Origin of the sequence: Undibacterium sp. (genome assembly GCF_030683615.1) — a bacterium.
Taxonomy (GTDB): domain Bacteria; phylum Pseudomonadota; class Gammaproteobacteria; order Burkholderiales; family Burkholderiaceae_D; genus Undibacterium; species Undibacterium umbellatum.
Genome location: NZ_JAUXQE010000044.1, coordinates 60,587 through 72,057, shown reverse-complemented (window position 1 = coordinate 72,057; position 11,471 = coordinate 60,587). Strand labels below are relative to the sequence as shown.

Below are 11,471 nucleotides of genomic sequence, written 5' to 3'. Positions count from 1 at the left end.
CTATTTTTTGAATTGAAATTAGCTTATTTTGCCGAATATACAATGGGAGCAATCCCTTTGACATTGGTTTGATATGGCGGAAGTGCGCTCAAGCTGACGCCTTTTGCTTGGGCGTAGAGTGGCATCACTTCAGGGAAGTGGTTGCGAATTTCTGCGATGCGGGTAGTGCCTGCGGGGTGTGTGGACAGCCATTGTGGAGGGGCGCTTTTGTTCAGCATACCCATTTTCTGCCACAGGGCGACACCGGCGCGTGGGTCATAGCCAGCTCTGGCGGCAATGTCGAGGCCAACGATGTCTGCTTCGGTTTCATCTGAACGGGAAAATGCCAGCATGCCAAATTTGGCAGCACCACCAGCCAGGCCACCGGCCAGATTGGGATCATAGCCTTTTGCACCTGCCCACAATTCCACCAGTTTGACACCTATATTGGCAGCGACAGCCTTACCGGCACGTTCTGCACCATGCTCACGCAGTGCATGGGCAATTTCATGGCCCATGATCATGGCTACTTCATCATCGGTGAGTTTCAGGGTATCAAGGATACCGGAGTAAAAAGCGATCTTGCCACCGGGCATGCAGTAGGCATTCACTTGTTTGGAGCCTATCAGGTTAACTTCCCATTTCCACTGCCTTGCACGCTCGTTCCATTTCAGGGCATGCGGGATCAATTTGTCAGCGATTGCGCGCAGGCGTATGACTTGAGGATGATTGGCTGGGCCCAGGGCATTTTTTTGTTCTGCTGCCCGCATGGTCTGTGCATATTGCGTAGCGGCCTGGCCTTCGAGCGCGCCAGTTGGTGCCAATTTGCGCATGATGGACATGTCACCTACCTTGACACCTTCCTGTTGCGCATTGTTTTGTGCGTAAGCAGGCGCGCCCAGTGCAAACAAGCTGGTAAATACAAGTACGGTGTGGCTCAGTTTCATGGCTAATGCAGGACAAGAAGATACGCAGAATGATAAGCGCAAATGGGAGCCATCGACATTTTTTTAAAGACCCAGCCTCATTTAAAAATTTAAGGCTGGCCTTGTCATCCCGTTTCCAGGTTTCTTTCGATCACTCACGCAAGTATTTCTGCAGCTATTGTAAATATTTAAATATTTCTGGAAAGTAAATTCATATGCCTCTACTTATCCTATTCACGCTCTGGCAACGAGTGGCTGGGGGCAAGATAGATATTGCAAATATGAAAACAAGCTCCACGAATCCACTCCCCAATCAGCCCTCAACCAGGCGCTTTCAGTGCATCGATTTCCTGCGCGGCGTAGCAGCGCTGCGCATGATTTACCAGCATACAATTTATTTTTGCGGCTATGGTTCAGGCAAATATCAGCTTGAATGCCATGAAAGTCACTTCCACCCATTTCTTTTCAAAGCGAATTGGCCTAGGAGAGATAGGCATCTTTATCTTTCTCCTATTGAGCGGCTTTGGGAAGAACCGTCTATTGCAATAGGAAAAAAATCGAACGACAACGCCAGGAAATCCTGCTCCCACAAACTTAAGCACGCAAACTTCCTGCCCTGCTCAACACTAAACACCTGAACGAATGGCAGCCTATTTTTTTCGCAAGCGGAAAACTGCCAGGCTGCCACGTAAATTGGGTAACCAGGTCACTGGCTTGCCTTCATGCAGAGCGACGCATTCAAGCACATTCAGACCCACTTCATTGGCCAGGTCGGAGAAATCATAAATCGTCGCACAGCGTACGTTAGGTGTGTCATACCATTCATAGGGCAGGGATTTTGAGACTGGCATCTTGCCGCGCAACAAGGCAGTGCGGTGAGGCCAGTAACCAAAATTGGGGAAAGAAACTATCGCCTCCTGCCCGACTCTGGCGATGTCACGCAACAAGGGTTCGACATGCTTCATCATCTGCAATGAGGACAGGCACATGACGGTATCAAAGGCATTATCTTCAAACATGCCAAGGCCATTTTCCATATCCTGCTGTATGACATTCACGCCACGTGTGGCGCAGGCGAGTACCTTGTCATCGGCGATTTCTATGCCGTAGCCACTGCATTGCTTGTCGCTTTGTAGATAATCGAGCATGACACCATCACCACAGCCGACATCCAGCACTTGTGCTTGCGGCTTGATCCAATGGGCGATGAAAGCAAGGTCTGGTCGCAAAACTTTTAATTCGGAAAAATTCATGCTGCTGCTCCCAACAATTCGGCCTGCAATTCTGCATCTATACGCCGGTAATAGGCTGCAATCAGATTCAGGTAACGCGAGTCATCCAGCAAGAAGGCATCATGGCCATGCGGTGCATCGATTTCTGCGTAACTGACTGTCCTTTTATTGCTGACCAGGGCCTTGACAATTTCGCGGCTGCGCTCAGGTGAAAAGCGCCAGTCAGTCGTGAAAGAAGCGAGCAAAAACTTGGCCCTGGTGTGCGCCAGTGCTTTGGAGAGATCGCCGCCAGTATGGCGGGCTGGGTCAAAATAATCGAGGGCCTTGGTGATCAGCAAATAAGTATTCGCATCGAAATAATCCGAGAATTTATCCCCCTGATAGCGCAGGTAGGATTCAATTTCAAAATCCACGCCATAACCAAACTGATAGTCGCCGCCTTTCAGATCACGGCCAAATTTTTCTGCCATATCATCGTCAGACAAATAGGTGATGTGGCCTATCATGCGCGCTACCCGCAAGCCACGGCGCGGTACTACGCCGTGGGCATAAAAATCACCGCCATGAAAATCGGGATCCGTCAAAATCGCCTGGCGCGCCACATCATTGAAGGCAATATTCTGTGCTGACAATTTGGGAGTAGAGGCCACTACCACACAATGACGCAAGCGATCCGGATACAAAATGCTCCAGGCCAGCGCCTGCATGCCACCAAGTGAGCCCCCCATGACTGCCGCAAATTGTTGTATGCCAAGACGGTCTGCCAGCCTGGCTTGCGCATTGACCCAGTCTTCCACTGTCACTACCGGGAAGTCAGCACCATACGGTTTGCCAGTCGCGGGGTTGGTATGCATGGGGCCTGTGGAGCCAAAACAGGAACCCAGGTTATTCACGCCGATGACAAAAAATAGATTGGTATCGACGGGTTTGCCCGGCCCGACCATATTGTCCCACCAGCCCAGATTCTTGGGCTGGTCAGCATACACGCCAGCCACATGGTGAGAGGCATTGAGGGCATGGCAAATCAGGACTGCATTGGACTTGTCTGCATTCAGGCTACCATAGGTTTCCACCATCAGGGTGTAGCCTGCAATCGAGGTACCGTTTTGCAAGGCCAAAGGCTCATCGAATTGAAACGCTTGTGGCGTCACGATGCCAACTGATCCAGGTGAGGATGACATACACTCTTCCATAGGGACTTAACCCATTATCAAAAAACTCAGGAAGGCTAAAAGGTGGGCTGAATGTGGGAAGTGGAAAGCTGCATTCAAGCTCGCTTTAGCCGTATTTATCATTCGGGATGTTTTCCGAACCGCGCCCGCAAGCTGATTCTCAAATCGGCGCAATAGGTGAAGGATAAACCAAGTCTGGCACCGAGGTCAAACTCCAGTGCCGCAACAGTCACCATTTTAATGGAGTGTTGGCGACAGCGCCCCCATGGCAGCCAGGGTTTCCCTGATCGTTGTTGAATCATAGCTGCGCAGGATTTTTTTCACATGGCCCTGCAAGGCATCAAGCCGGGTGTTCAGTATCTCTTGTTTAATTTCTGGCAACAACGCTGCCGGCATGGACAATTCACGGAAACCCATACCCGCCAGCAGGCGTGTCAGCCGGATATCCCCGGCCATGCCGCCGCAGATGGAGACCGGTATGCCTGCCCTGTCGCCAGCGGTAATGATCATTTGCAAGAGCTGCAAAATAGCGGGGTGTAAATCATCGTACAAATGGGCAACTTCATGGTCTGCCCTGTCGATTGCCAGCGTGTATTGAATCAGGTCATTGGTGCCAACAGACAGGAAATCGAGTTTCTTGACAAACATGGGCAATGACAAGGCTGCCGCCGGGATTTCTATCATGGCGCCGATGGCAATCTCTGCATCAAAGTCCTTGCCTTCCTTACCTAGCTCACTCTTGGCCTGTTCTATCATGGCCAGGGTCTGGTCTATCTCGAAACCATGGGCCATCATCGGTATCAGTATCTTGACCTTGCCAAAAGCCGAAGCACGCAGGATGGCGCGCAATTGCGTCAGGAATAATTGTGGCTCTGCCAGGCAATAGCGGATAGCGCGCAAACCCAGTGCCGGATTGAGAATATTGTGTTCTGTCGTGTCCAGCGGCTTGTCTGCACCCACATCCAGCGTGCGTATTGTGACTGGCCTGCCCTTCATGCCCAGCACTGCAGTGCGGTAAGCATCAAACTGTTCTTCTTCGGTCGGCAACTTGTGTTGCTGGCCGCTGCTTTCCATGAACAGGAATTCTGAACGGAACAGGCCTACCCCGCTGGCACCTGCTTCCAGCGCGTGAGCGGCATCTTGTGGCAGTTCTATATTTGCCAGCAAGGTAATTTCGACACCGTCTTGCGTGATTGCAGGCGTCTTTTTGAGCTTGTGGAGTTTTTTCCTGGCCTTGGCCAGTAATGCCTGACGTTCACGATATTGTTCCAGCACCAGGGTGCTAGGGGCAACAATGACGACACCAGCGTCACTGTCGATAATGAGCCAGTCGTCCTGATCGATAAGTCGTGACGCATTGCCCATACCTACGACTGCCGGTATGCCCAGGCTGCGCGAAACGATGGCGGTGTGGGAATTTTGCCCACCTTCATCGGTCACAAAACCAGTAAAGGCAACATCGCGGAACTGCATCATGTCGGCGGGTGAAATATCCCTGGCGACGACGATCATATTGGCATTGCGTTCGTCAATACCGTCCGAACGCACCGCACTACCGGCAGTGCCTGTCAAGACTTTGAGTACGCGCTCTGCCACCTGCTGGATATCAGCCTTGCGTTCGCGCAGGTAATCATCTTCAATTTCATCGAACTGAGCGGACAATTCATCGATCTGGCTGACCAGTGCCCATTCGGCATTGTAATGACGGGTGCGTATGATATCGAGTGGTGCCTCTGAGATCATGGGGTCGGACAAGATCAGTACATGTACGTCGATAAATGCGCCAAGCTCGGTCGGCGCATCAATCGGCAAATCTGACCAGATAGCTTGCAATTCTTTGTGTACCTGAACGATGGCTAACTGCAGTCTTTGCACTTCGGCTTCGACCTGCTCTTGTCCTACCAGATAATGCTGCACATCCAGCGCTGCGGGACGCAGTAGATGGGCGCGTCCGATCGCGATGCCGCGTGAAACGGGGATGCCTTGCAGTGTAAAAGATGCCATGCTGTATCCCCCAAAATACTTTATCTCCGGGCGCTATGTTTATGCCGCCCTGTCTTATTTATACTGATGTATCGCCAAGCATAAGACAATATGCAAGCTTGTATACATATTTTCGTCGATTCAATCAAAGTAGGACACGGTAAGCGATAGGACTCAAAACAACAATCACAAATATGTTGCCATTTGTTTCGATCATGAAATCGTCTTGCAAATCCTCGCAAACCAGACATCGCCAGTCAGGGCTTATTCCCCTTCGCCAAACTTGTCGTTGATCAGCGCCTGGATGGCATCAAAACAGGCTTGCTCATCAACACCATCGGTCTCCAGCAAAACTTTGCTGCCCTTGCCTGCTGCCAGCATCATGACACCCATGATGGACTTGCCATTCACACGTCGGCTATTGCGGGTCAGCCATACTTCAGCCTTGAATTTGCTGGCTGTTTGCGTAAACTTTGCCGATGCGCGTGCATGCAAACCCAGCTTGTTGATGATTTCAATTTCTTGTTGGATCATGCTTCACTTTCTTTCATAGTTAACCTGGTGATAAACGCACACGATTGTCGAGTCTGATCGCACCATTCTGGCCGCCGGCCAGGGCCATCTCCACCACGACATCAAGTACATCACTACGATAAGTTATCGCCCGCAACAACATGGGCAGGCTGATGCCGGCAATGATCGCCACGCGGTCCGGGTCACCCAGTTGCCGGCAGCAATTCGAGGGCGTTCCCCCCATGACATCGGTGATCACCAGCACACCGGAACCATCGTCCAGACGCTGCACGGCTTCACGTGCGAGGCGGTTGACTTCATCAATATTCTGGTCGGCAATGACATCTATTGCTTCAAAGCGTTCGGGCATGCCACGGAAAACATGGGCTGCAGCCTGCATAAAGGCAGTTCCCAAGGGTGCATGCGTCATTAAAAGTATGCCAACCATCGTTCTATAACTCTCTAGCGACGGCCAGCGCAGGGCTCACCGTCTTCCATTTATTTAAGCCGAAATCGCGGTTTCCAGGGCATCAATGAACATGGCAGCAACATTGAAGCCTTTTTGTTGGGTAATTTCCTGGAAACAGGTAGGGCTGGTCACATTGACTTCTGTCAAGTTCTCGCCAATAACGTCTAATCCTACCAGCAACAGACCTCTTTGATAAAGTTCAGGTGCCAAAGTCTGTGCAATCTCAAGATCGCGGGCCGATAATTCCTGCGCCACGCCCAGACCACCCGCCGCCAGGTTGCCTCTGACTTCACCATTTTGCGGGATACGCGCCAGCGCAAAGGGCACGACCTTGCCACCTATCAGCAATATCCTTTTATCACCATGAACGATTTCAGGGATATAACGCTGTACCATAATGGTACGGCTACCATTGACGGTCAAGGTCTCGATGACAGAACCCAGGTTCATGCCATCGTCACGGATGCGGAAAATACCTGTGCCACCCATGCCATCCAGGGGCTTGAGGATGATGTCCTGGTGTTCTTTATGGAAAGCGCGGATACGTTGCTCATCCCGCGTCACCAGCGTAGGCGCAGTGAACTGGCTGAACTGGGCAATGCTGAGCTTTTCATTATGATTGCGGATCGCTGTCGGTTTATTGAATACCCTGGCGCCCTGCTGCTCTGCCAGTTCCAGCAGATAAGTCGCGTAGATATACTCCATATCAAATGGCGGATCTTTGCGCTGCAAAACGGCGTCAAAAGCACTCAGCGGCAACGACTCTGGTTCTGACAGCCGGAACCAGTCCTGGCTATCGCCAGTCAGGGTGATGCGGCAGATATTGGCAATCACCTTGCCGCTTTCCAGTGCCATGTCTTCCGGGCCAAAGGCATAAATGGCATAGCCACGCTTGTCTGCCTCGACCATCATGGCGTAAGTGGAATCCTTGTACGTCTTGAATTGCGACAGTGGATCGGTCAGAAAAGCGATTTTCATGGTTATGCTCAATATTCTTAGCTAAATAGAAATCAATGGAGTTCAATAAACCTCAGGATTAGGATCAGTTTTTTCCAGCTCCAGTGATGCCGCCAGCAAAGCCAGACGCGCAACTACACCATACATGTAAAAACGATTTGGCGCTGCCGTACCCGGTTTTGCCTTCATGTCCGGCACCGCATGTTGCTGTGCAAAGGCCAGCGGCACGAAATGCATGCCAGGGGCGTTGAGGTTTTCATCGACGCCACGGTCTTCATGCACGCGGTAAAAACCACCGACCACATAGCGGTCTATCATGTACACCACAGGCTCAGCCACGGATTCATTGATTTGCTCAAAGGTGTAGACACCTTCCTGCACAATGACATCCCTGACTTCCATGCCATCCTTGACGACGGACATCTTGTTGCGCTGCTTGCGGTTGAGGTCACGCACTTCGCTGGAATCGTGCACTGTCATGATGCCCATGCCATAAGTCCCTGCATCGGCCTTGACGATGACAAAGGGTTTTTCCTTGATGCCGTATTCCTTGTATTTTTTGCGTATTTTGGCGAGTACAGTGTCCACCGCCGCTACCAGCGTATCTTCACCGCTGCGGTCATGGAAATTTACATCCTTGCACTTGATAAAGAAAGGATTCAGCATCCAGGGGTCGATATCCACCATCTTGGCGAATTTCTTGACCACTTCATCATAGGCGTGGAAATGATTGCTTTTGCGGCGTAAAGCCCAGCCTGCATGCAGAGGCGGCAGCAAAGTCTGCTCATTGAGTTCTTCAAGTATCGCAGGTATGCCTGCCGACAAATCATTGTTGAGCAAGATGGTGCAAGGGTCGAAGTTTTTCAAACCCAGGCGACGACCATTGGCAGAGCGCTCCAATGGCTCAAGGATCAACTGGCTGCCATCCGGCAGATCGATAGGTGTTGGTTCAGTAATATCCGCTGACAGCGAACCCAGGCGCACATTCAAACCGGTCTGGCGGAAAATCTGCATCATGCGGGCAATGTTTTGCAGGTAAAACACATTGCGGGTATGACTTTCAGGGATCACCAAGAGATTTTTAGCATCCGGGCAATACTTTTCTATCGCCGCCATGGCTGCTTGTACCGCCAATGGCAGCATTTCTGATGCCAGGTTATTAAAACCGCCGGGGAATAAATTGGTATCGACAGGAGCCAGCTTGAAACCGGCATTACGCAGGTCAACTGAGCAATAAAATGGCGGAGTGTGTTCCTGCCATTCAAGACGAAACCAGCGTTCGATCGCAGGTGTCGCTTCTAATATCTTTTTTTCAAGATCGAGCAGGGGGCCGTTGAGAGCGGTGACGAGATGCGGAACCATAATGACCTTTTGGAGAGCAAGCTGTTGCCAAAATTGAACGCCGACCTCAGCGCCACAGGCAAATCATGACTTGATAAGCTTGGGATGAAACGCCGGTAATCAAGTCGGAATTATCCCAAGCTATACAAAAAAATCACTCAGACCTGGCTAAAAGATCAAAATGTTCAACCACAGGGGCGCTGGCAAAATAGGGGCCGACGATGGCGCGCCAATCGGCAAATGCTGCAGACTCACGAAAGTCTACTGTATGGTTCTCCAAAGTTGCCCAGTAAATCATGAGCAGATAGCGCTCTGGCGACTCAATTCCCTTTTGTACCTTGAAACCAAGGAAGCCCTTGGCATGGCGTATCACTTCGTCAAGCCCACGCTGTATGGCAACATCAAATTCGTCTTGTTTGCCAGCTTGTATGCGTATATCTGCTAACTCCAGAATCATGTTTAAGCCTTTTTAGGATAGAAAATTCATTGCGATGCTTCATTAAACCAGACCGCGGTCACGCAGCTCTTTCTTGATATAAGCATAAAACACCGGGGCCGCAACCACACCAGGAACGCCAAACAGGGTTTCCATGACCAGGATAGCAGTCAGCAATTCCCAAGCCCTGGCATTCACTTGCGCACCAATAATGCGCGCATTCAGGAAATATTCTGCTTTATGGATGACGATCATGAATACCAGCGAAGCAATCGCCACATTCAGAGATTGTGACAAGGCCACAATCACAATAACGGTATTGGAAATAATATTGCCCGCTACCGGTATCAAACCCGCCAGGAAGGTAATGGCAATCATGGTCTTAATCAAAGGCAAGTGTATACCAGCCATAGGCAGGATAGCAGCCAGGTAAATTGCAGTAAATACGGTATTGATCAAGGATATTTGCACTTGGGCAAACACGATTTTATGAAAAATCTGGCCGAGATTACTAATTCTGTGTTGCATGGCGGCAGCAAAGGGCTTGTGGTTGTTGTCGCCACTGACATCCCTCAGGGCAATCATGGCGCCTATGATCATGCCCAGCAATAAGTGGACGATCAGGTGACCTGCTTCTGGCACCAGTTGCTTGGCTTCACCAGCATGTTCACGTAGCCAGTGTGTCATCATCAGTCTGAGGGCTTCAACATCCTCCGGCAAGTTAGTACTCACCCATTCAGGTAATTGATGACGTGAAGTTTCTATGATGTCTGCCAGTTTCTGTAACAGACTATGCAAATTCCCGGCATCGCTACGCAAAAAGGCATGGATGGCCCAACCACTCAATATCAGACCAGTTATCAATAATATTGATAAAATTACAACGGCGATCATGCGTGGTTGCTTATGCCTGAAACGCAGGGCGATTGCTGGCGCCAGCACATGAATGATGGAAAATACCAGCAAGCCAGAAAACAGGGCAAGCAGCAAGCCTGCCTTCAACACCATCAACAGGGCTATGCCCATGAGGATGTAAGAAGCATAGATGGATGGCGATAATGCCTGACTGGCCAGGCTGGTCAAGGATTTAGTCTTCATTTCAATATCCCACTCAAACCTACCACTGCTCCCAGCAGCAAGGCTATTGCCGCCAGAGTAGAAACCAGGAAACCTGTGGAGCGCTTACTGGCATCTTGCAGATAGGCCAAAGCATACATAATGCGCCCAAGCAACCATACTACCCCCAGTAAAGCTGCCGGTATATCACCGCTCCAGATGGCGCATAACCATAGCGCTGGAAAAAAGAAGACCATTTGCTCTACAGTATTTGCCTGCACCCGCATGGCCCGTAAAAATTCTGGAGGCCCATCCATGACCGGAGCCTTAACCTGAAGTTTCACCCGCAGACGTCCTACTACCATTACATTCCAGAAATACATGCAGAGTACGGCAAGGGTTAACCAGGATGTCCATTGCAAGTGCATAAATTCTCCAGTAGAGGGTATTTGAGGGGCATGCGAGCGCTATACATGAGGCCAATGGTGTAAAGTACAAGAATACAATACCAAAAGTACATTGAAACAGACACTTACATTTTCATGTCTTCTATTTTCGAGGCCCAAGCGTTATATACACACTAGCAAGAGACTATCACAGGACATATAGACAATTACCAGAACCCAGTTGCCCATTTTTGTCAATTTGGCAGTTTCAGAGGCACGGCAATGTTGATCACATGATCCAAATCGAAAGAGGTAAAAAAATGACATTCACAAAATTCTCCATGGCTGCATCCTTACTGGCATTTTCTGCAAGTGCCATTGTTCCTGCAGCCCAGGCTGCCGACTTTGATGATTATGCCCGCGTCATCAGCGTTACCCCGCAAGTTGAGCAGGTCAATGTGCCACGCCAGGAGTGCCGCACCGAATATGAAACCAGCCAGCGCAATTATCCACGCCAGCAACAGGCAGAACGCAGCAATGGCGGTGCCCTCATAGGTGGCCTGGCTGGTGGTTTGCTGGGTAGCCAGGTCGGTGGCGGCAATGGTCGTATCGCCGCCGCTGCCGTAGGTGCTGTAACTGGCGCAATCGTTGGTGATCGCGTTGAAAACAATGGCAATAACGGCAATCATTATAATGACCAGCCCTCCTATGAAAGCCGCCCTGTGCGTCAGTGCCGTAATATCGATAGCTGGGAAAGCCGTACCAATGGCTATGCTGTGACATATGAGTACCATAACCGAACTTATACTTCGGTCATGCCATATAACCCTGGCTCACGCCTGCGTATCCATGTGTCTTTGACGCCACGCCCTTAAGACCTCATTTCAGCTAATCTCTTAAATGCCGCGTATAGCGGCATTTTCTTATTCCCGTCTGTTAATTAAAATAACAACAAATCTTCAAAAGACTGCTCTCCGCATAAAACTACGTGAATATCGCCTGATTGTGCTCAAAACCTGAG

General features: G+C 50.3%; 12 protein-coding genes. 1 reads left to right on the top strand and 11 read right to left on the bottom strand.

Annotated features, from left to right (window positions below):
* Positions 1-23: 23 nt before the first annotated feature.
* The 11 genes from Q8K39_RS24415 to Q8K39_RS24365 all read right to left on the bottom strand — a co-directional run bounded on the left by Q8K39_RS24415 (position 24) and on the right by Q8K39_RS24365 (position 10,492).
* Entirely contained in the window at positions 24-926 is a 903-nt protein-coding gene (locus Q8K39_RS24415) for a M48 family metallopeptidase (RefSeq protein WP_305263716.1), read from the bottom strand.
* A 629-nt stretch (positions 927-1,555) separates the two neighbouring features.
* The gene (gene metW / locus Q8K39_RS24410; RefSeq protein WP_305263715.1) at positions 1,556-2,158 is read right to left on the bottom strand and encodes a methionine biosynthesis protein MetW; all 603 of its coding nucleotides are present in this window, start codon (positions 2,156-2,158) and stop codon (positions 1,556-1,558) included.
* Positions 2,155-3,318 (bottom strand): homoserine O-acetyltransferase, encoded by a 1,164-nt coding sequence (locus Q8K39_RS24405; RefSeq protein WP_230413872.1) that lies wholly within the window; start codon positions 3,316-3,318, stop codon positions 2,155-2,157. The genes metW and Q8K39_RS24405 overlap by 4 nt, the downstream gene beginning before the upstream one ends.
* A 228-nt stretch (positions 3,319-3,546) precedes the next feature.
* Positions 3,547-5,313: a phosphoenolpyruvate--protein phosphotransferase gene (ptsP, locus tag Q8K39_RS24400; protein ID WP_305263714.1), complete on the bottom strand. Its 1,767-nt coding sequence runs from the start codon at positions 5,311-5,313 to the stop codon at positions 3,547-3,549.
* 243 nt (positions 5,314-5,556) lie between these two features.
* A complete protein-coding gene (locus tag Q8K39_RS24395) occupies positions 5,557-5,826 on the bottom strand; it encodes an HPr family phosphocarrier protein (RefSeq protein ID WP_186955865.1) in 270 nt (89 codons plus the stop codon).
* Positions 5,827-5,845: 19 nt separating this feature from the next.
* Positions 5,846-6,253 carry a PTS sugar transporter subunit IIA gene (locus Q8K39_RS24390; RefSeq protein WP_186955866.1) on the bottom strand — a complete coding sequence of 136 codons (408 nt, stop codon included), beginning with the start codon at positions 6,251-6,253 and terminating at the stop codon, positions 5,846-5,848.
* Between the two features lie 54 nt (positions 6,254-6,307).
* Positions 6,308-7,252: a glutathione synthase gene (gene gshB / locus Q8K39_RS24385; RefSeq protein ID WP_305263713.1), complete on the bottom strand. Its 945-nt coding sequence runs from the start codon at positions 7,250-7,252 to the stop codon at positions 6,308-6,310.
* Between the two features lie 42 nt (positions 7,253-7,294).
* A complete protein-coding gene (gene gshA, locus Q8K39_RS24380; RefSeq protein WP_186955868.1) occupies positions 7,295-8,593 on the bottom strand; it encodes a glutamate--cysteine ligase in 1,299 nt (432 codons plus the stop codon).
* A 133-nt stretch (positions 8,594-8,726) separates the two neighbouring features.
* Positions 8,727-9,029 carry an antibiotic biosynthesis monooxygenase gene (locus tag Q8K39_RS24375; RefSeq protein ID WP_305263712.1) on the bottom strand — a complete coding sequence of 101 codons (303 nt, stop codon included), beginning with the start codon at positions 9,027-9,029 and terminating at the stop codon, positions 8,727-8,729.
* 42 nt (positions 9,030-9,071) lie between these two features.
* Positions 9,072-10,106, bottom strand: coding sequence for an AI-2E family transporter (locus Q8K39_RS24370; RefSeq protein ID WP_305263711.1), 1,035 nt, complete (start codon positions 10,104-10,106; stop codon positions 9,072-9,074).
* Positions 10,103-10,492 (bottom strand): MAPEG family protein, encoded by a 390-nt coding sequence (locus Q8K39_RS24365; RefSeq protein ID WP_305263710.1) that lies wholly within the window; start codon positions 10,490-10,492, stop codon positions 10,103-10,105. Before Q8K39_RS24365 ends, Q8K39_RS24370 begins: the two co-directional genes overlap by 4 nt.
* A 278-nt stretch (positions 10,493-10,770) precedes the next feature.
* Between Q8K39_RS24365 and Q8K39_RS24360 the strand changes: the two genes are divergently transcribed.
* Positions 10,771-11,325: a glycine zipper 2TM domain-containing protein gene (locus Q8K39_RS24360; RefSeq protein ID WP_305263709.1), complete on the top strand. Its 555-nt coding sequence runs from the start codon at positions 10,771-10,773 to the stop codon at positions 11,323-11,325.
* The last annotated feature ends 146 nt before the right edge of the window (positions 11,326-11,471 follow it).